Source organism: Thermofilaceae archaeon (assembly GCA_038731975.1).
In the GTDB taxonomy this organism is placed as follows: Archaea; Thermoproteota; Thermoprotei; order Thermofilales; family Thermofilaceae; genus JANXEW01.
The window spans coordinates 1-19,315 of sequence record JAVYQJ010000003.1 but is presented as its reverse complement, the minus strand read 5'-3'; the positions used below and the strand labels follow the sequence as shown (position 1 = coordinate 19,315).

Genomic DNA, 19,315 nt, shown 5'->3' with positions numbered 1-19,315 from the left:
ATCAGTCGGCTGACCATTATATACGCTTTTCTCTATTCTTCCTCCTTTAACAGTTCGCTGATAGTTTTTACTTTTCCTTTCTTTTTATAAACTATTTTCGTCTCCAGCCGTATGGGGTACCCTAACTCGCTAAAAATCCCATAGATGGTTTCAGCATCTAATGGACCACTCACTCTGCCCTGCACTATCAATTGCCCCAGCATCTCCGCAACCTTCTGCGCCACAGATGGATACTGCGCTAAAGCCCTGTTAAACATCTCCTTTCCGTCTTCGCTTAAGTTATCATAGAGCAACTTCACGTAGTCTACTTTCTCCACCTTCTGAGGGGACTGCCTTGTCATCAACTTACGCTTCATGTCGAGCATCATCTTACGCAATAGAATGTCCTCCTCCGACATAAACCCGGTCCCTCAGAATGCCACGCTAGATAAACGTTTCTCAGCGCGAAAAGAAAAAGATGTATTTATTTTATTTGTAGAGTTCTATCTTATCTACTTTTTAGTTACGTATTTCTCTACTTCCTCTTTGCTAAGGAATCTGAAGACCTTTATTCCTGTTTCTTCGCTCTGACCGGTTACAGCCCATCGACCGTTCTTCAGCTGCACGAACTGTGGGTTCTTGATGCGCACTTTCTTCCTGGCTTTTACATCGAATGCGTACCACTCCGCCATGTTTTCTCCCGGTACACTTGTTAACGCTCCCTTATTTATGTGCAGTGCAATCCTGAATCTTGAACGTTGTATACTGCTTTGATACTTAACGATTGCTAAAGTGCAAAACTAATACTGTAGTGCTGCCCTGCTGCACGTGATCTAAGGAAAAATATGAATCATTATTCTTATAATTTCTGTGATTTACACCGAGTTATCGAGATTTTCCACAAAATAGAGCAGCTAAATGATGTTGAGGAGCGTGCGATTGAAGTCGGGTAGCTCTTCAACTAAGCTGTGTTGGGCGCCGGTAAGCTCAGCAACTAACAACGATGTCTCAGAGCCTTGACGCCCCCGAAATAGGAGGATCTCAGGTACGCTGCTGCAACTCTCCGGTACTACAGCTTTGAGTATAGTTCCATCGTTGCTTACTATCTCGTGGGGTTTTGCTGAAATAACCCCCCTTCTATAGAGCCTCAATCGCGTCTGGTAGGCATCCTTGCTTTTCGCAGGGCAGAAGTGCAAACTTATGGCGTACCCTCTTGCCTTCGCGACCTCGATTAATCTGAGCGCTGTTTCCCGACTACCCTCAGCGCTCCTTCCATCATCGGAGATGCTTAATCCCCTCTTCCTAAGCTCACTACTGTTGCTCTCCGAGAATTCGAGCTCGTTCAAATTTACAAAGTCTATCACCTCGGAAGTTGCTGCCCTCTCTATTAGATTTAAGGCCTCGTTGAAACCACCCGGGATCGCTGGTATTTCCAACCCAACGACGAACGATGGTCTTTTCTCTCTTAATAAACTCAGAAGTTTTTCTACATGGCAAGGGTCGGGGTGAAGACGCAGCTCGTCCAGCCCTGCCCTCTCTAACTTGCCGATTATGTCGGCATCCAAGGTTACTCCCGTCGTGTATAGGTGCACGTGAAAGCGCTCGCCGAAAGTGCTCTTCAAGGTTTGTAACACAGTTAATGTTCTCTCAAACCTCGATAGCGGATCCCCTCCAGTGAATCCAGCCCCCCTGCTCCCTGAGGTCGCTACCTCTGCGATCACTTCATTGAGCCCTTTAACGGGACGCTCGTTAACGTAGAATACATCACGCATCCTCTTCTCCAGGCTGAGTGGGCAGTAGTAGCACGAGCGCGGACAGATGCCTGTGACGAAGATTACGCTTTTCAACCCGAGCAGGCATAGTTGGCAACCGTACGGCAGACGACCGTAAACCACGTTGCCGGAGTACAGTTTAACCGTTTTCATCGAAATCTACCATCATTACGTAGGCATCTTCGCCGTTAGGGTAGTAGTTGCTTATGACGCCTACAGCTCTAAAGCCTAGCTTCTTGTAAAGATTTATAGCCGGCTCATTGCTCACCTTGACTTCCAGCCTAACAGCTTTAGCCCCCCTCTGTCGCATTCTCTTCAAAAGTTCTCTCAGAAGTTTTTCGGCAACTCCCATCCGCCTGAACGACGGGTGGACTGCAATGGAGATCACGTGCCCCCCACCCCACCTAGTGAGCACGCCGATCGCATAGCCTATCACGCGACCTTCAACTTCAGCTACAAGGAAAGTTTCGCGAGCTAAATTGAAGTACAACTGTAGGAGAAAGGGTTCGTAAGCTTCGCTTCCAAAGCTTAACGTTTCTATGTCATAAACATCCGTTAAGTCCTCTTTCCTCGCTTCCCTGATCACTAATCTTTCAGTTGCTCCAGCAGCGCTATTACTTGCCATATCAACGTCCTCGCATACAAAGGAGCATTAGGGTCTAGGGAGGCTTCGTCAAGCTTCGAAATCGCATTCGCCGCCCTCAGACCCAGCGAAAGCTTGGCGTCGTTTAGAATCTCTATGGATTCGGCAGCAAGCCGCCTGATGTTTCGAGGAACCCCTCGATCTTCCACTAGCTTCCGAAGTAGATCTACCGCCTGCCTCAGTTGGACAGCTTCACTCATACTCATCACGCTGCAGAAAGGGCGGATGTATAAAAGTTTCTTGCGAACCACTCGCGCACAACTTGATCCCAAGCGCAAGGCTCTTCTTCCGGTTCACGGCAGCTCCTCGGTGCCAATGGAGAGAGGGGTTAGAGTGCGGGGGATTTTCTCCACGGCCCTTGCTCGTCTCATGATCGACAACGGCATTAAAATCGTCGATGCCAGCCCCCAGCTTAAGGAGCGATTCGGTAGCGAGGTAGAGGAGAAAGGAGTAGCGCTAGTCACGATTAAGGATCGAGACGACCACGCTGGGCTCGTCGTCATCGGCCAAAGGCCGTTAGCGGAGAGCGTACTGAGGATCTTACGCAGCGTGGCAGCAAGGTCTCCCATAGTGACGATGGAGGAGGAGCTTTACGCTACATACGTTTGTAGAGTTGTGGGACCAAACACTGTGGAGCTGCCGGGAGAGCGTAAAGGAGTACTCGAAGACAGTGCGAAAGTCGGTGAACTCGTGACTGCACACGTAGTGACTTTCCATGAAGGAATGCCCATACTGAGGCGGGGGGTAGCGCTCGTAGGCGAATATGCTCGATTGATAGAGGGGCGGCTCCACGAGGTCAGCGAGCACATTCGGGGGGTGCAGCGGAGCCTGCTCCTATCGATGGCCATGAGGGCCGGTTTAGAGGGTTGGGGGGTCAAGTGGAGAAGCTCGGCCCGCTGGGCGGAAATGAGCGAACTATTGGGCGAGCTGCAGTCGTTGAAGGAAAAGGCATTACGCGTGAAGGAGAAAGCACGTGAAGCCACGCAACCTGTCAAACTAACAGATGGCGAGCTATTAGCACTCGTACCGCTATCGCTTGAAGACAAAGCACGCTTCGATAACCTTCGCGCGAAGCAAGTCCCCACGATCCCGTTGCACCACCTCTTTAAGGCCTGCGGAAGCAGGTACTCCAATCTAGTCGATGAGGCCGAGAACGTGTTTCTGAAGTACTGCAAGCCCGAGCACCTATCCAAAGCCTTGATGGAGGAAGTGGCAAAGGAGTATACGGCGGGCAGGCTCCGGCTTCTCCACGAGAAGATCGATGGCAGGGTAGCGGTAATAGAGGGAGAGTGCGAGGTACTCGCAAGATGGCCGCTCACGTTAAAGCTGGTTAGGAAAGCTCGTGCGCCAGGCACCTATGATGGCCTCGAGATACCAAAGGAGGAGGGGGATGTTATCTTAAGCGTCGCTACGCTCGGATCTTGCGTCTTGCCACACGCGTACTTTAGCGGTAATGGGCTTCTCAAGGGGGTTTACGTAAACATAAACACGCCGATCGAACCGCGCCCGCCAAACGCCCTCTGGTACATAGACCTCTGCGTTGATGTTACGTACACCGAGGAGCGTAAGGTGAGAGTGATCGACCTGGAGGAATTGAGGAGCTACCGTGCCTATCTCACTGACGAGTGCATCAGCTACTACGAGAAAATAGCTGCCGAAGTTGCTGGAAAGCTCCGCGAGTTTGAGGCCACAACCGCCGATAGTGTCTTGGAAGTGTTCGTAGAGCTCAGTAGAAGCTACATCGCCGACCCGCTGAGCTTTACACTGCCCGCTAGCTCATCGGCCGCGAGCTTTATAACCCAGACTTAGACGTCACCCGTGCGGGGGTGCCCGAGCTAGGTCAAAGGGGGCGGACTACACCCTAGGCCTAAACTGAGGCTCCGCTGGCGTAGGCCTGCCCGGGTTCGAATCCCGGCCCCCGCACCATCCCCTCTATGATGCAGAATAAGCGCTTCAAAGGCTCATACCGGTCCTATAGCTCTGGTGGGCAGGCTAAAAAGCGAAAGCTTGTCTCTCTTTTAGCTCAGCGTAAGGAGGGTTCAATAATCGCATGGGCTATCTCTTTGCCTATTCACCGAATTTAACCAGTACGGAGGCTAAGCTTCAAACAGTAAAGATGTTGACGTAAATACTTTTTACGTTTTGATCAAGATTCAGAATATTTTACTATTAGCTCCTCTAATTCATTCCTTAGTTGTTCCAGCCTCTCATTAAGTTCGGTTATCCTTCTTCTTCCCTCTGTTTGTGGCATGAGTCCTTTTTCCATACTAGTTTTTAGCTCGTCAAGCCTATTCAAAAGTTTTTCAACCTCAAAAAATATATTATCAACCTTATCTAAAAGTTTTAAACTCTCCTCACTTTTTAGAGCGACTTCTCTAGCCCTCCTCCTCAGTTCGGTTTCCCGTCGTCTGTACCTAAGTACCGCTTGCCTGTAAGCTTGCCTGCTGAGCTTGCCTTTATCGTACTTGCTCCACGAATCGAGAAAAGCAGCAAGGTTGTCGCTCCTTTCCTTCAGAACAGCAATCAGCTCGCCAGTCAATTTAACCTCGACTCTCGTCTCTGTCGGAGCCGCACGCCCCACTCTTGATGACATGAAGTAACTCAACGCCGCAATTACGGCAAAAATCATGGATATGAGCAGGTAGTTCGGCTGCGGTGGGGGCAGTAGAGACCCTTCAAGCATTATGTAAGGGTCTACTTCCACTCCCAGTAGTTTACGCTCTGGAAGTTTGTAAACGCGATAGTCCCCTTCCACCGCTGCTTCGCTCAAACCTGCTAGACTGCCGCGCACTTTGAGAGTAACCGTAAAGCTTGGCACGTAGTGCCCAATACCGGCGTAAGCCGGGATCAGGTAGCGATTATCCTTGGAGAGCAGTGGGCTCGAAAGCTTCACCCATACGAAGGCCAGATCGCCCTCGCGTGCAGGGGGCGCGAGCAGCGATATACCGACCTGCGTGCTGTTACCGGTGCGAGTAACCGTGTAGAGAGCTCGCGGATAGGGGCCTACGAGGCCTCCCACCTCCTCCACATCGAGGCTTAACGGGTATGTGAGGTTGATGCTCTCGGTGTTGTAGTCGGTGATGCCCTGCAGCGTAATGTTGTCTACTATTATAACTCTTTGAGCATCGATCATCAACGTCCTCTCAACCCTCTTAATTGTAGGGGGTAGGCGAGTAGTGCCAATGCTGAAAGTTAAATTGCCCCATGGCTCTTCTGCTACCGTGGCACCCTTGATGTAGTATCGTAGGCTCTCGTTGTAACCGGTTGTAACATTGAAAGGCGATTGAATTACGCTCGGCATTGACGGTAGACCATAGATAGTGAGCGAGAAATTGCACGGTAGAATTTCAATTGGAGCTAGGGGGGCTGGTAAGCTGAAGACAATGCTGTGATATTCGTATTTAAACGTTCTTAAAACCATGTAAATTGTAGTATTTCCTACCATTTTCGTTTGAAATATCAGTTTTGATCCTTCGAGAGAACCGTACGCGACTGCACCATTGGTCACCGCGAAGGCGTATTCGAGAAAGTGAGAGAAGTTCCCAATATCGAGAGTGAAAGTTGATGTTGGAAGATCTTGAACAGAGAGAGTGAGTATCACGTAGGGCGGCTCAACCCTAGCCTTCGCCTCGACTGAGGGGGCTGCCGTAGCGCTGAGGGGGACTAGTGTAAGCAGCATGATCAGCGTCCACGCTATTCTCCGCACGCGCTATCTGCGGTAAGTGCACTTTTTAACTTCTTCCTCAACAAACAGTGCGTTGGACTGCTGACTCTGTAACGCGCTTGAAGGATTTAAGCTGTCCTACTGCGGTACGAGTGGATGAGGGTCTACGTCGAAAACTACGGCTGCTGGCTTAACAAGGCCCTCAGTGAGTACGTGAAGCAGGTAGTATCACGGTACGCTGAGATCGTTGAGAATGCCGAGCTAGCTGACGCAGTTATCATCAATACGTGCGCCGTTAGAGGAGATACGGAGCGCAAGATTCTCAGGAGGTTGAGAGAGTTCGCTTCGACGGGTAAGAGGATCGCCGTAACTGGATGCCTCGTTAACGTTCGACCCTACTCGATACTTGAAGCTGCTCCAAAAGCCTCACTCGTGGAGCCATCATGCCTCAGTGAACTACCACGCTTCGTGCAAGGTGAGGAGCTATGGCTGGTCCGCGAGTACCGGAGGGCGATATTCGCTGGCGAATACACGGGGGGTGTGAGGTATGTGATTCCGATTGAGGTGGGGTGCACAGGGGCGTGCGGCTTCTGCGCCGAGCCTCTGGTTAGGAGGGGGGTAACAAGTTTAGACCCAGAGTTGGCGTTGCGGCTTATTGCAGATGCCGTGAGAAGAGGCGCAAAGGAAGTCTACCTCACTGGGCAGGATGTTGCGGCGTATGGCCTCGATCTGGGTCTCAGGCTAACCGACCTCATTAGACGCATCCTGTCTGAGGTTGACGGCGACTACAGGATTAGGATCGGAATGATGGAGCCTTGGATGGCCAAAAGCATCGCGGATGAGCTCTCCGAACTCATCAAGGACGAGAGGGTATACAAGTACGTGCACCTACCATTGCAGTCGGGTGACGACACTGTACTAAGGCTGATGCGAAGAAGGTACACTGTGGAAGAGTACAAGAACCTAGTTCAACTATTTCGCCGTAGGGTAGGTGAACTGTCAGTAGCGACGGACATTATCGTGGGATACCCCGGTGAAGACTGGGAAGCCTTTCTCAGGAGTGTTAAATTAGTGCAGGAGTTGAAGTTCGACAAGGTTCACGTGGCTCGCTACACCTTCAGACCCTTTACCCCAGCTTACATAGCTAGAGACACCGTCGCTGAACCAGAGAAAAAGAGGAGATCGCGAATTCTCACCGATGTAGCACTAAGGGTGGCGGCCTCTATAAACTCGACTTACTTAGGCAGGGAGCTTGAAGTTCTAGTCTGCGAGAATGGCAAGAAAGAGGGAACCGTGATAGCCAGGACCGACACGTACAAACCAGTCATCTTGCCGAACACAGTCAAAGTGGGGGAGCGAGTTAGAGTGAGGATAAAGGGTTACACCCCCTTGCATCTAGTAGGCGAGGTTGTAGATTAACTCTGACTCGAGGAGAGACCCCCTTTCCGGATCTTTGCCAACCTTTCCTGCATAGCAGCCAACTCTTCATCGCTGATCTTTCTAAACAGGGGTTGAGGCTCCATTATCCTAAGGCCCGGCTTGACCGGTTGTTTCGCCTCGTGCCACCAAACTTCCTCAACTCTCCCTGGGTAGCCAAGAGCCTCCCACATCTCCTGAGCCTTTCCAGGAATCACGGGCGCCAGCGTTACGGCTAGAGTCTTTACAAGACTGCAAGCCGTAAAGAGGGTTTTTGCAGCTTCTTGAAGAGGCTCCTCCCAGGGTTTTTTCTCGTTCAGGTAAGCGTTACCTATGGATGCAACCTCCACTATGCGTAGGAGAGCCCGTTTAAATCGGAAAGCCATCATCTCCTTCTCAGCTTCATCAATCCTACTCCAAGCGTCATCTAGTACCCTTTGATCATCGGGCCTCAATTCACCAGGATCAGGTATCACGTAATCAAACCTGCGCTTAACAAGCGTCAGAGTTCGGTGAACGAAGTTGCCGATGGTGTCGTTGAGTATAGCGTTCACAACCTCCTGCAGCCCTTTCCACGTAAAGCTAGTATCTCGAACCTCTGGCCTCATCCAAACTAGCGCGAAGCGCCAGTAGTCGACGGGCAGGAGCTCGATTGCCTCATCAATCCATATTCCGATCCCCCTACTCTTAGAGAACTTTTCACCTTCGAATAACAGGTACTCGGTGGAAGCCACTGTCCACGGTAGAACATAGCCCTCCCCCGATGCTAGAAGCAGGGCTGGGAAAATGATTGTGTGGAAGGGTATGTTGTCCTTCCCGACGAAGTAAACGCTCTTAGTCTCGCTGTTTAACCAGAACTCCTTCCACTTCTCGGGTTCGCCTCGCCGCTCAAAGTATTCTCGCACGGCGGAAACGTATCCAAGGACGGCCTCCATCCACACGTAAATGGTCTTACCTTCAGCTCCCGGGAAAGGTGCTGGAATGCCCCACTTATTGTCTCGAGTAACTGACCTGGGCCGCAAACCCTCGTTCAGCATTTGGACGCTCATATTGCGGGCATTATCTGGAAGGTTTGGATTGCTTTCAATATATTCACTTAGTTTATTAGCAAGTTTAGGTAAATCAAAGAACCAGTGTTTACTCTCCTTGACCACCGGTTTAGATAGGCATATTACGCAACGGGGTTCAATGAGCTGGAGGGGATCGAGGAGCCTACCGCAGTTGTCGCATTGATCCCCCCTAGCCCTCGGGTAATTACAGTAGGGGCATGTACCCTCAACGAACCTATCGGGCAGGAATATATTATCTACAGGACAGAAGAGTACCTGGACCGTATCACTGAAGATATACCCGTTCTCATAAACCCGAGAGTAGAACTCTCGAACGAAGTTTATGTGAGTTGGATTATGGGTCTTCGTGTAAATATCGAATGAGATACCCCACTTCTTGAAGAGCTCGCTGATCCTTTCGTGCATCTCGTCGGCCATCTTCTCTGGATCTAGACCGCGCTTAATGGCTTCCACCTCGATTGGCGTTCCATGCTGATCTGATCCGCTGGCGAATACTACTTCAGCCCCTTTCATCCTGAGGAAGCGCGCCGCTATGTCAGCGGAGAGGATCGACCCTATCAGGTTACCTAGGTGGGGGATCGCGTTAACGTACGGCCAGGCTGAGAATACCAACCACCTTTCCTTTTTTAGCTCCACCACCCCGGCGATAACCCCCTATTGGCTCTTAAACTTTGTTCGCCGCTTAACAGCTGGACTCAGTCGGTTTTTTAGCCTTCTCCCACAATGGGGGAGTGGTGGAGGGGAAGCCGATACACGAGATAGAGCTCCCCGCGAAAGTTATCGTGGGTAGTGGAGCGCTTAAGCAATTACCCCCGCTGCTCGGGTCGTTCGCTTATGAGAAGGTTGTGGTGTTCACAGGGCCTCACGTGGGTCCCCGTGTCGGGTTCAGCGTAGCCGAGTTGCTCTTAAGAGAGGAGTTCGAGGTTCATACGGGCGTTATTGAGGGGAGTGATAGGGAGGGCCTTGAGAAAGCCAGGGGGCTGGTCCAATCGATCAGACCCGACGTTGCGATAGCAGTAGGTGGAGGGAGGGTGATCGACGTTACTAAGTACGTGGCTTACATCTTTAATATCCCCTTCGTAAGCGTGCCCACCTCGGTCTCTCACGACGGTATTGCCAGCCCAGCCGTCTCGTTAAAGGATGTGAACGGCTACCCTATTAGCAAATTCGTTAAGCCACCGATAGCTATTGTAGCGGATATCGACGTTATAGCTCAGGCCCCGCGTAGACTTCTCGCCAGCGGTTTTGGAGACATCATAGGTAAGTTCACCAGCGTAAGAGATGCGATACTGGCCAGGAAGATTAAGGGTGAGTATGTGGGCGATTACAGCTTGGCGCTCGCTAGGATGAGCGCTTCCATGGTAGCCAAGAACGCGGAGGCGATAGCCAGGCAGGAGCCTGAAGGCATTAGCATACTCGTCGAAGCTGCGATAAGCTGTGGCGTAGCGATGGCGATAGCGGGCAGTTCTAGGCCCTGCTCGGGCAGCGAACACGCCTTCAGCCACGCTCTCGACATCGTCTACCCCGAGAAACAGAGTCTTCACGGCGAACAGGTCGGTGTCGGAACCATTATGATGGCTTATCTTCACGGAATTGACTGGAGACGGATCAGGAGGCTATTGCGAGTGGTGGGGGCTCCAACGAATTGCGAGGAGCTCGGCGTACCCCCAAAAGCAATCATCGAGGCGTTGAAACTAGCACACAAGGTGAGGGATAGGTACACCATACTCGGCGAAGGCGGGCTCAGCGAATCTGCCGCTTGGAAGCTCGCCAAGACCACCGGAGTCATACCGTAGACTCCCGCCTCGAACTCCGCCTTTCCCGGATCAGCGGCTTCAAACGGCTTTAATAACCAGCTCCGCCTAGGACAAACGACTGCGCAATGACGCATAGGTATACCGACTCGCACTGCCACATCCATGAATTTGGCGAGGCTGAACTGGAGTCGTTTGGGGATAGCTTCGAAATGATCGTTGGGGTAGCGGACGATGTGGAATCTTCCTTGAGGACTCTCGAACTCGCTAAGAAGTTCAGGTACATTGTACCATGCGCTGGCCTTCATCCCTGGTCGCTCAGGGAGGTGAACTTGGAAGAGCAATTGAAGGGGCTGGAAAAGCTCGCGGCTAGTGGTGAAGTACGATGCATTGGAGAAGTAGGCCTAGATTTGGCGTTCGTACCAGACACGTATGAGCAGCAGTTGGCTGTCTTCAGGTGCGTTCTGCAGATCGCCAAGGATCACGATCTTCCCGTTAACCTGCACACTGCTAAAGCCTGGAGGCAGGTTCTTGAGGAAGTCGTACGCTTCGGGATAAAACGTGCGCTTTTCCACTGGTTCACCGGCCCCCTAGACGTCCTTTCAGAGATCGTGGCACGGGGCTACCTGATATCGATTAACCCCACCGTGAAAATCAGCGATAAGCACAGAAGCATCGCGAAAAGAACCCCGCTCAATTCAATAACGTTTGAAAGCGATGGCCCCTACGAGTACAGGGGGCTGCATCTAACCCCCTCAATGATCCCAGAGGTTATTACCCTCATAGCAGAAGAACGCGGCCTAGCCGCTAATGAGCTTATAGAGGTATCTCGAGAAAACTTGCTTAGGCTTCTATCGTAGCGTTAGAACGCGACTTTCCCCGCTCCAGGAGAGCAGACCTGAGGCCTTCGAAAAAGGAATGAACACCTGCGTGGATCGGGGGGGCGAAAACATTTTAAGGCGGCTCACGGGCCGCGCAGGCGCGCGGGAGCGCGAGAGGATGCGGTGAGTAAGAGGAATTTAGAAGTGCTGAAAGTTAAGGATCTTAAGCCGTACTCGAAATGGTTTACAATCACCGTGAAGATTCTGAAGTTAAATGATGAGAAGACTGTCTTTTCAAGGAAGGATGGGGCGCAGCACAGAGTGGCTGACGCAATAGTGGGCGACGAAACCGGTACAGTGATAATGTCGGTCTGGGACGATGATATCGATAGAATCAGGGAGATTATCGGCTCAACGGTCCGGATCAGTAATGGGTTCACAACGCTCTACAGAGGTAGTTTACGATTGACTCTGAGCAGGTTTAGCAAGCTCGAGAGAAGTGAAAATGAAATCACTGAAGTTAACGAGAAGTTTAACATCTCGGAGAGAATACAATTAAGATAACGTTATTATTTTTAACAATCTTTATTTTATTTACCAGGCAACGTCCTCGGTCGCCACCACGCCAATGTAAAAGTCGTTCACGTTTGTACGTGTAGGACCCGTTACTACGTGCCCACCTACTAGCTTGAAGAAAGTGTAGCTATCATTGTTCTCCAAGTAGTGGATCGGATCCAGCCCCAGTTCCCTTGCCCTCTTGATCGTGCGGCCATCGACTACTGCTCCCGCTACATCTGTGGGACCGTCAATACCGTCACTGCCTACCGCTGCTACTGCTACGCCTTCTTCGCCCGCGATACGTAGAGCGGCTGAGAGGGCGAACTCTTGGTTCCTTCCCCCCTTACCGCTCCCTCGTACAGTGACTGTGGTTTCGCCACCGCAGATCACAGCTGCAGGTGGTTTAACCGGTAAGCCAGACCGCTTTACCTCGAGCACTACAGCGGTTAAGGCCTTAGCTGCCTCCCTGGCCTCGCCCTGCAGCATACTGGTCAGGATCAAAGCGTTAAGACCCATGCTCTCAGCGTGCCTCTTCATAGCCTTGAGAGCAGTCATATTGCTGCCCACCACGAGAGCGACGCTGTTTGGTAGCTCGCCCGGCTTTGGGGTCTCAGGGATCTCTCCCTTATGACCTTTCATCAGAGCTTCAACAATGCTAGGGGGTACCTGTGACATCAAGTTGTACCGCTTCAGTACGTTCAGCGCGTCGTCGTACGTTGTGGGGTCCGGTACGGTGGGTCCCGATGCAATTACGTCCAATCTATCGCCGATGACATCGGATATGGCGAGAGTTACAACGGGTGAGGGTGAAGCTGCAGCAGCCAGCCTTCCACCCTTCAGCAGCGAAAGATGCTTTCGCACAGTGTTGACCTCATCGATCGTTGCGCCACACTTTAGCAACTGCTCTGTTAACCTTCGCAGATCCTCAAGCTTTACGCCGGGAGCAGGTACCTCGGCCATCGCCGACCCGCCACCAGAGAGCAGAACAACGAGAGGGACGCCCTCCGCCTTCGCCCTCTCCGCGGTTTTCAAGGCCAGCTTTCCAGCCTCTATGCTGCCCTCATCTGGGTAGGGATGACCCGCGACCACTAACGAAACTCTCCTTAGAGCTGGGCTCGACGCCCCCTTTAACATCGTGGCAACGCCCCCCCTTACAGCGTCGCCGAGGATCTTTTCGAGCGCTTCAGCCATGTACCCACCAGCCTTCCCGAGCGCCACGAGGTACACACCGCTGCTCACGTTCACCTCCAAGCCGTCAACTCGAAGCTTGCCTTGAGCGAGCGAAACTCGCTCCATGAGCAGGTTCGCGGGATCTACAGCTCTTAAACCCTCGAGAACCAGCACAAGTGCCAGCTTGCGCGCGTAATCGCACAGTTCCATGTCGACCCCAGTAAGGATATATTGCGGCTTTGTTAATGCTTACTCGTGGGCGAGCTACACTTCAGGGGGGTTAAGATTCAGCACCTCCCACACGCGGGATTCAGGCTGGAAGGGGGCGGCTCGGTCGTCTACATAGACCCTTTCTCCCTGCCCTCTTCTCCCGGCGACGGGGACGTGGGCATTTGCACCCATGATCACTACGACCACTGCAGCCCCGAAGACTTGAGGAAGGCCCTCAAGAGGGATGCCGTCATCGTAGCGGCCTCTAACTGCGAGCGAAAGTTGAGGGGACTAGTACGGGAGCTGAAGCTTCTGAAACCAGGGGACGAGGTTGAGGTGAAGAGGGTTAAGGTGCGTGCAGTACCTGCGTACAACGTCGGCAAACCATACCACCCGCGCGAGTACGGCGGCATCGGCGTGATCGTAGAGCTGGGTGGTGTGAGGATATACCACGCCGGCGATACCGACCTCATACCCGAGATGGAGAGCCTCAGAGGACACGTGGATGTCGCTCTCGTTCCAGTGAGCGGCGTGTACGTGATGACTGCTAGCGAGGCTGTAGAAGCCGTACGCAGGATACAGCCAGCACTGGCAATTCCGATGCACTACGGGGCTATAGTGGGTGACAGGAGGGATGCTGAATCATTTAAGAGGCTTCTCGAGGGCGTTTGCGAGGTAGCAATAATATAGGGGAGGGTTACCGCCTCACTCGCGCTGACGTGCTGACGAGGGTCTGGAGCTCTGAAGCGTGATGAGAATGGATGTGGAGCGAGTGTCGATCAGGTTGACTGCTGAGCAATACCGACTACTCAAGCTTCTAGTCGAGGAAGGAATCTACCCTTCGATGTCCGATGCCCTCCGCGAAGCTATCGTAAAGCTTCTGAAAGATTATGGTAACATTATCTTAAGATAAAGTAATCATTACTATTAATCATCATACAATCATCGGAGCTGTTAATCAATGTACTTTTTACTTACAAGTAGAAGGGTGGACCTTCGATCCTCCTCGTTTTTACGGCTTCTTTGAGAGCTTCAATTCTCTCCATCTCCTTCTTTTTTAACTCCTCCATCAGAAGATCGAGGTTGCTCGTGCTAATATCGAATCCAAGAAGCCTGCTGAGGGCCTGTACAACGTGTTTCGCAGCGATGGGATCCAGCTCGGGCTGCGTGACATACCCCATCAGTACATACGCTTTCAAGCCCCGCAACGCAGCCAGCGCAGGTAGAAGCCCGCAAGCACCCGTGATAACGCCCCCTGGTGAGGGTTTGAAGCCGAGCTTGGCCAGCTCCTCCTTGACTTCTGGGCTTGCAGCAGCGAAGTAAACTCCTTCGGAGTCCCCCATAGTTGTTCCGCACACGGCTATGACTTCGTGGCCGCCGATTGATTGGAAGTAGTCAAGGATGTACTCGCTAACCTCGTACTGCTGCCAGACAACCGGCTGAGAGGGAGCCGTAACGAAGAGCGCGTCTCTCGCTCCCTCGTACAGGAAGAACTCGTAGGCGGGGAGCCTGATGATGGCCTCATCATCGACAAAGACGGCGACGTTCGATTGGAGGAGGAGTCCATCGGTGAGCAGCTCGGCGACCTTCGTTAGTTTAAGCTCTCTCACGATGTAATCGACCGCCAGCTTCCCAGCCAGGCCTATCCCCGGCAGTCCCTGCACAAGAACCCCATCTCTTAGCCTTAACCTCTTTAGCTCCTTAAACTTGATCATAGCCTGGGTCGAGGTTAAACGCCATTATTAAATCGTTCTCTCAAGCTGTGAAAGCGTTATTTACCTCTTCCGAGCAGTGTCCTGCGTGGCAGATACCCCGCTGGTGGCCGGGATTGATATTGGAACTGGCGGCTGTAAGGTTGTAGTTTTCGACCTCGCCGGTAGGCAGGTTGCGTCCGCTTTCAGGGAGTACGGCGTCTACCACCCCCGCGTGGGTTGGGCTGAGCAGGACCCGAACGACTGGTGGAGGGCTGCGTTAGAGGCATTGAGGGAGGTGACTAGGATCGTGGGTTCGGAGAGCATCGAAGCTGTTGGTCTCTCGTCGCAGAGGGAGGCTTTCGCTCCGCTGGATAAGGAGGGGAGGGTTCTCTACAACGCGATAATCTGGCTTGATTCTCGCGCGAGCAAGCAGGAGGAGTGGGTTCGCGAGCGAGTTGGAAGCCAGCGGGTTCTTGAGATCACAGGGCTACCCGTGGATCAGATGTTCTCCGCTGTTAAGCTCCTATGGTTGAAGGAGGAGGCGGAGCAGTTGTTCCGCAGGATCGACAGGATTCTCTTCGCTAAGGACTTCATTGCCTACAAGTTGACGGGTGAAGCCTGCACTGACTTCAGCATGGCTTCGCGGACGATGCTGCTGGACATCCGCAAGTTGAAGTGGTCCCTTGAGCTCTGCGAGGAGCTGGGGATCCCGGCGGAAATCCTCCCGCCTCTTAAGGGCTCGTGGGAGGTGGTCGGCGAGGTGACTTCGGAAGCCGCTGAAGTTACTGGACTTAAACGGGGGACTCCCATCGTCAGCGGCGGAGGTGATAGACCGTGCGAGGCGCTCGGGGCCGGGGTTGTCGATGAGGGCGAGGTGAACATTGGTACAGGCACTGGCACGTGCTTCGAGGCCCCCCTCGTCGAGCCGAGGCCAGACAAGAAGATGCGCATCGATACTTGCGTGCATGTGGTTCCAAACAGGTGGGAGTACGAAATCGTGGTTAACGCGACTGGGGAGTCGCTGAGGTGGTTTAGGGACCAGTTTGGCGGCCTCGAGGTTGAGGAGGCGCGGCGGCGCCAGGTCTCGGCGTACGATGTTCTCCTAGAGGAGGCTGGGAAAGTGCCGCCGGGGAGCGAGGGTCTCTTCTACTACCCCTACTTGTGGGGGGCGAAAGCCCCCTTCTTTAATCCTCGCGCGAAGGGCGTCTTCATAGGCTTCACTCACGCTCACACGCGCGGCTACTTTGTGCGTGCTATACTCGAGGGTGTAGCCTTCCAGTACAAGGGCGTGCTCGATCTGCTCGAAGAGCTGGGCGTTCATGTCAAGCGTCTGACGATGACGGGTGGTGAAGCGAGGGGGGAGCTTTGGAACAGGATCAAAGCGTCCGTAGTGGGTGTAAGCCTACTCTTACCGCACGTTAGCGATGCGGCAGGTCTCGGCGCTGCGATTCTAGCCGCCGTCGGCTGCGGGCACTACGGGGACGTGCGACGCGCGATCGCGTCGATGGTACACATAGAGCGCGCGGTAGACCCAGACCCGGAGATGCAGAGGATCTATGCCGAGCTCTACCCGAGGTACTTGAAGACTTACCGTTGCCTGGAGCAAGCCTTCAATAGCGCGAAAAGTTAAAAGGGACTCTCAGAATCACTTTCACAGCCCGGTGGTGTAGCGGCAAGCATGCGGGGCTTTGAGCCGAGCTTTGAGCTCGGCGAGCATGCCCCCGAGGCCGGGGTTCGAATCCCCGCCGGGCTACCAAGCTTCCCCGTTGGTAAAGCTGCAGCTTCGGGCACTCACGATAAGTGAGTCAAAGGTTCGGATCAGCCATGCTGCGAGCGATCAACTTAGCTTCCAAAGGCTCGGGCACTGAATTTAAGGAGGGGTTGCGATCCTTAAAGTGTGGGTGTGGAAGGGGTTAAAGGGGTTAGACCGGCGCGCTGGTTTGCGAAGCTGGATGGTGGTAGGGTCAGGTGCTTGCTGTGCCCGTGGAGGTGCGTCCTGGAGCCCGAGCGCGTGGGGCTTTGCGGCGTCAGGATGAACAGGGGTGGCGAGCTTTACACGCTTGTTTACGGTATGGTTTCATCCATGGCGATCGATCCCATCGAGAAGAAGCCGCTCTATCATTTCTACCCGGGGGCGCCCATTTTTAGCATCAGCACGGTGGGGTGCAACTTTAGGTGCCCCTGGTGCCAGAATTGGACCATCTCGCGCGCCAGCCCCACTAAGGCGTGGCTGGAGTACGTGGAGCCACAGGATGTTGTGAGGCTCATGAAGCGGTACGGTGTTCCCTTCCTGGCGTTTACGTACAACGAGCCCCTCATATGGTACGAGTACGTTGAGGAAGTCGCTAAGCTGGTAAAGCAGGAGGGGGGGTTTAACGTGCTGGTCACCAACGGCTTTGCCTGCCGGGAGCCGCTGGAGGAGCTGGCGGGATACATCGACGCCGCCAACGTTGATGTTAAAGCCTTCGATCCCTTGACCTACCTGCGGGTGATCGGCGGCAAGTTGGAAGCCGTGCTCGAAAATGTCAAACTGCTCAAGGAGAAAGGCGTGCACGTTGAGACCACTTACCTAGTCGTTCCCGGAGTTAACGACTCTGAGGAGGAGTTCCGCAAGATGCTACGATGGCATTTAGACGAGCTGGGCTCAGAGGTCCCCCTTCACATCTCGCGCTTTTTCCCGCACTACAAGTTCATAGATAGGCCGCCCACGCCTGTAGAGACCCTAGTGAGGTTCTGGGAGCTAGCAAGAAATGAGGGGTTGCACTACGTTTACGTGGGCAATGTGCCCGGACACAGTGGTGAGTACACGTACTGCCCTCAATGCGGGAAACCCGTGATTAAGCGCTTCGGCTTTGAGATCTTCGAGTGGAACCTCACGCTGGATAATCGCTGCAGGTTCTGCGGAGCGCAGGTGCACATAAGGGGGACACGGTGGCGAGCAGGCTCTACAGCGGAGTATGCTAACGCGGTAAAGTAACTCCTCTTTGTCCCTGGTACCTACCTCGATAGGGGATAGGCTCGCCCTCAACCCTGTAGAATACGACGTGGGCGAAGCGCATACCCTTTCTTAGAACCACGGGGAACGCTCCGCCGTGCACCTCCAGCGTGATCTGCCCCTCGAACCCTGCGTCTATCACGGTCGGCGGGATGCTAAGTCCTAGGCGCGCGAACGTGCTCCTCAGCTCAATGAGGCCCGCCACATCGTCCGGCATTTTAACGTACTCGAGCGTTGAGACCAGCACCTTCATGTACGGCTGGAGGACAAAGCCGGAGTCTAGCTTCATTACCTTGTAGTACTCGTTCAAGTTCACCTCCCTCAATTTATCTGGATCGAGTGGCACGGGATTATTGAGCAGCACAGCTATCTCATCTCCGATCCGCAGGTCTATCCCGTTTTCCCTTATGCACTCACCGGACAGAGGGTCCACTAGAAGCAGACCCCTTTCAATCAACCTCCTGATTTCAGCGCCCGAAAGCATGGCCTTGGAGTACTGCCGGAGAATAAACAATCAACGCTTAATAACAGGAGCTAGTGGCAATCCGAGAATCTAACCGCAATAACCCCTTCTCCCACAGCAACGCCGGCAGCCGAAGCAACTGGCACGCACTTCGCAAGGAGCACGTGGATCACGGGCTTCGGTGGGCACCACTCTTCGAAAGCCTCGAAGTTCGCCATCCCTTTTGCCAGTATGACATCCACTGAAGATAATAATTCCAAAACTTCCTTCGATAGCTCCCCCGGGAGGGGCCCGGCACTATCGCTCCCTGTGCCTACGACTCGCGCGTAGTCGCCGAAGCCGAGAGCTCTAGCCTCCTCCTCAGTGACGTCGTTTTGGTAGGCACCGCTCTTCGCCACAACGTAGACCTCAAGCCCCATGCTCTCCAGGACCTTCACCACCTCCAGGTCCAGCAGAGCCTCTCCGGCGTTGTCGAGGATGTAGGCGACCCTTCGAGCAGCCGACAAGAGCCGGCACACCATCGCGCTCTCATCGCGGCCCAACCCGACTGTAAAATTCATAGTGAACGCGCCGTAGCCCGGTACTCCCGGGTCCAATGCGTTCAGCGCGATCGAGGCTACTAACAGCTCTCGCAAAAGCTCGCAGCCACTCAGCCCTCTTACGCGCTCCTGTATGCGTGGTATCACGTGCTCCTTCACCCAGCTGTTACTCTCGGCTTTGTAGCCACTGTAAGGATCAGCGTTTCTGGCTGCCAGCTTTACGAACCGGTAAGTATCAGTAGCCAATCTAATCGTGGATGAAAAGGGGGTAGCAGCGGCCAACATTCCCGCAAGCCTCGTTAGCGCGAAAACCTTCTCATAGTCGCTTAACTGAGAATTTAGAAGCTCTCTCGACCTCGCCACGTAGATGCAGGGGATGCACTGCGGCCAGATGCGCACGCATCCCCTGCAAGGTTTCATGAGATAAGTTTTGAGCAGCGCCACCAGCCGGGTGGCGGGCCCGCCGGGACTCGAACCCGGGTCGTCCGCGCGGCTATCCCGCTCTACGGGTTAAAAGCCCGTCGCTCTTCCAGGCTGAGCTACGGGCCCCCGTAGACATCCTTCAAA

At 53.5% G+C, this 19,315-nt stretch carries 20 protein-coding genes and 3 tRNA genes; 11 read left to right on the top strand and 12 right to left on the bottom strand.

All coding sequences use genetic code 11. The features are described 5' to 3' along the window. Positions 1 to 32 precede the first annotated feature (32 nt). The 5 genes from QXF46_02655 to QXF46_02635 all read right to left on the bottom strand — a co-directional run bounded on the left by QXF46_02655 (position 33) and on the right by QXF46_02635 (position 2,594). Complete coding sequence (locus tag QXF46_02655; GenBank protein MEM0225755.1) at positions 33 to 398, bottom strand: hypothetical protein; 366 nt, start codon at positions 396 to 398, stop codon at positions 33 to 35. 93 nt (positions 399 to 491) lie between these two features. Continuing rightward, positions 492 to 671 (bottom strand): hypothetical protein, encoded by a 180-nt coding sequence (locus QXF46_02650; protein MEM0225754.1) that lies wholly within the window; start codon positions 669 to 671, stop codon positions 492 to 494. 222 nt (positions 672 to 893) lie between these two features. Next, positions 894 to 1,904, bottom strand: coding sequence for a radical SAM protein (locus QXF46_02645; GenBank protein MEM0225753.1), 1,011 nt, complete (start codon positions 1,902 to 1,904; stop codon positions 894 to 896). Further along, on the bottom strand, positions 1,891 to 2,337 hold the full coding sequence (gene rimI / locus QXF46_02640; GenBank protein MEM0225752.1) for a ribosomal protein S18-alanine N-acetyltransferase: 447 nt from the start codon (positions 2,335 to 2,337) through the stop codon (positions 1,891 to 1,893). Before rimI ends, QXF46_02645 begins: the two co-directional genes overlap by 14 nt. Continuing rightward, entirely contained in the window at positions 2,337 to 2,594 is a 258-nt protein-coding gene (locus QXF46_02635; protein ID MEM0225751.1) for a UPF0147 family protein, read from the bottom strand. Before QXF46_02635 ends, rimI begins: the two co-directional genes overlap by 1 nt. 115 nt (positions 2,595 to 2,709) lie before the next feature. Here QXF46_02635 and QXF46_02630 point away from each other — a divergent pair, with 115 nt between their 5' ends. Together QXF46_02630 and QXF46_02625 are read left to right on the top strand one after the other, a co-directional pair. After that, positions 2,710 to 4,203: a DUF402 domain-containing protein gene (locus QXF46_02630; GenBank protein ID MEM0225750.1), complete on the top strand. Its 1,494-nt coding sequence runs from the start codon at positions 2,710 to 2,712 to the stop codon at positions 4,201 to 4,203. An 11-nt stretch (positions 4,204 to 4,214) separates the two neighbouring features. Beyond that, positions 4,215 to 4,320: transfer RNA gene (locus QXF46_02625), tRNA-Leu, on the top strand. A gap of 220 nt (positions 4,321 to 4,540) precedes the next feature. On the opposite strand, the gene QXF46_02620 is transcribed toward QXF46_02625, so the two are convergent. After that, positions 4,541 to 6,100, bottom strand: coding sequence for a hypothetical protein (locus QXF46_02620; GenBank protein MEM0225749.1), 1,560 nt, complete (start codon positions 6,098 to 6,100; stop codon positions 4,541 to 4,543). Between the two features lie 114 nt (positions 6,101 to 6,214). Here QXF46_02620 and QXF46_02615 point away from each other — a divergent pair, with 114 nt between their 5' ends. Then, positions 6,215 to 7,477 (top strand): tRNA (N(6)-L-threonylcarbamoyladenosine(37)-C(2))-methylthiotransferase, encoded by a 1,263-nt coding sequence (locus QXF46_02615; protein ID MEM0225748.1) that lies wholly within the window; start codon positions 6,215 to 6,217, stop codon positions 7,475 to 7,477. On the opposite strand, the gene metG is transcribed toward QXF46_02615, so the two are convergent. Continuing rightward, positions 7,474 to 9,183, bottom strand: coding sequence for a methionine--tRNA ligase (metG, locus tag QXF46_02610; protein MEM0225747.1), 1,710 nt, complete (start codon positions 9,181 to 9,183; stop codon positions 7,474 to 7,476). The two genes, QXF46_02615 and metG, sit on opposite strands and share 4 nt — an antisense overlap. Positions 9,184 to 9,275: 92 nt before the next feature. Between metG and QXF46_02605 the strand changes: the two genes are divergently transcribed. The 3 genes from QXF46_02605 to QXF46_02595 all read left to right on the top strand — a co-directional run bounded on the left by QXF46_02605 (position 9,276) and on the right by QXF46_02595 (position 11,683). After that, entirely contained in the window at positions 9,276 to 10,340 is a 1,065-nt protein-coding gene (locus tag QXF46_02605; GenBank protein ID MEM0225746.1) for a sn-glycerol-1-phosphate dehydrogenase, read from the top strand. 86 nt (positions 10,341 to 10,426) lie between these two features. Further along, positions 10,427 to 11,158, top strand: a complete 732-nt coding sequence (locus tag QXF46_02600) for a TatD family hydrolase (GenBank protein MEM0225745.1) — start codon at positions 10,427 to 10,429, stop codon at positions 11,156 to 11,158. A 144-nt stretch (positions 11,159 to 11,302) separates the two neighbouring features. Continuing rightward, positions 11,303 to 11,683 (top strand): hypothetical protein, encoded by a 381-nt coding sequence (locus QXF46_02595; protein MEM0225744.1) that lies wholly within the window; start codon positions 11,303 to 11,305, stop codon positions 11,681 to 11,683. Between the two features lie 30 nt (positions 11,684 to 11,713). On the opposite strand, the gene QXF46_02590 is transcribed toward QXF46_02595, so the two are convergent. Next, positions 11,714 to 13,057, bottom strand: a complete 1,344-nt coding sequence (locus QXF46_02590; protein MEM0225743.1) for a glycerate kinase — start codon at positions 13,055 to 13,057, stop codon at positions 11,714 to 11,716. A gap of 45 nt (positions 13,058 to 13,102) precedes the next feature. On the opposite strand from QXF46_02590, the gene QXF46_02585 reads away from it, so the two are divergent. Together QXF46_02585 and QXF46_02580 are read left to right on the top strand one after the other, a co-directional pair. After that, positions 13,103 to 13,747, top strand: a complete 645-nt coding sequence (locus QXF46_02585) for an MBL fold metallo-hydrolase (protein MEM0225742.1) — start codon at positions 13,103 to 13,105, stop codon at positions 13,745 to 13,747. 67 nt (positions 13,748 to 13,814) lie between these two features. Continuing rightward, positions 13,815 to 13,970 carry a ribbon-helix-helix protein, CopG family gene (locus QXF46_02580; GenBank protein MEM0225741.1) on the top strand — a complete coding sequence of 52 codons (156 nt, stop codon included), beginning with the start codon at positions 13,815 to 13,817 and terminating at the stop codon, positions 13,968 to 13,970. 61 nt (positions 13,971 to 14,031) lie between these two features. Here the strand turns inward: QXF46_02580 and QXF46_02575 are convergent, their stop codons facing one another. Continuing rightward, positions 14,032 to 14,772 (bottom strand): PAC2 family protein, encoded by a 741-nt coding sequence (locus tag QXF46_02575; protein ID MEM0225740.1) that lies wholly within the window; start codon positions 14,770 to 14,772, stop codon positions 14,032 to 14,034. 85 nt (positions 14,773 to 14,857) lie between these two features. Between QXF46_02575 and xylB the strand changes: the two genes are divergently transcribed. From xylB to amrS, 3 genes are all read left to right on the top strand, one after another. Beyond that, positions 14,858 to 16,381, top strand: a complete 1,524-nt coding sequence (gene xylB, locus QXF46_02570; GenBank protein ID MEM0225739.1) for a xylulokinase — start codon at positions 14,858 to 14,860, stop codon at positions 16,379 to 16,381. Between the two features lie 25 nt (positions 16,382 to 16,406). Beyond that, positions 16,407 to 16,507: transfer RNA gene (locus QXF46_02565), tRNA-Gln, on the top strand. Positions 16,508 to 16,648: 141 nt separating this feature from the next. After that, positions 16,649 to 17,728, top strand: coding sequence for an AmmeMemoRadiSam system radical SAM enzyme (gene amrS / locus QXF46_02560; protein MEM0225738.1), 1,080 nt, complete (start codon positions 16,649 to 16,651; stop codon positions 17,726 to 17,728). On the opposite strand, the gene dcd is transcribed toward amrS, so the two are convergent. From dcd to QXF46_02545, 3 genes are all read right to left on the bottom strand, one after another. Next, complete coding sequence (gene dcd / locus QXF46_02555) at positions 17,712 to 18,230, bottom strand: dCTP deaminase (GenBank protein MEM0225737.1); 519 nt, start codon at positions 18,228 to 18,230, stop codon at positions 17,712 to 17,714. The two genes, amrS and dcd, sit on opposite strands and share 17 nt — an antisense overlap. A 50-nt stretch (positions 18,231 to 18,280) precedes the next feature. Then, positions 18,281 to 19,147, bottom strand: a complete 867-nt coding sequence (locus tag QXF46_02550) for an ARMT1-like domain-containing protein (protein MEM0225736.1) — start codon at positions 19,145 to 19,147, stop codon at positions 18,281 to 18,283. 53 nt (positions 19,148 to 19,200) lie between these two features. Beyond that, a tRNA-Lys gene (locus QXF46_02545) sits at positions 19,201 to 19,297 on the bottom strand. Between the last annotated feature and the right edge of the window lie 18 nt (positions 19,298 to 19,315).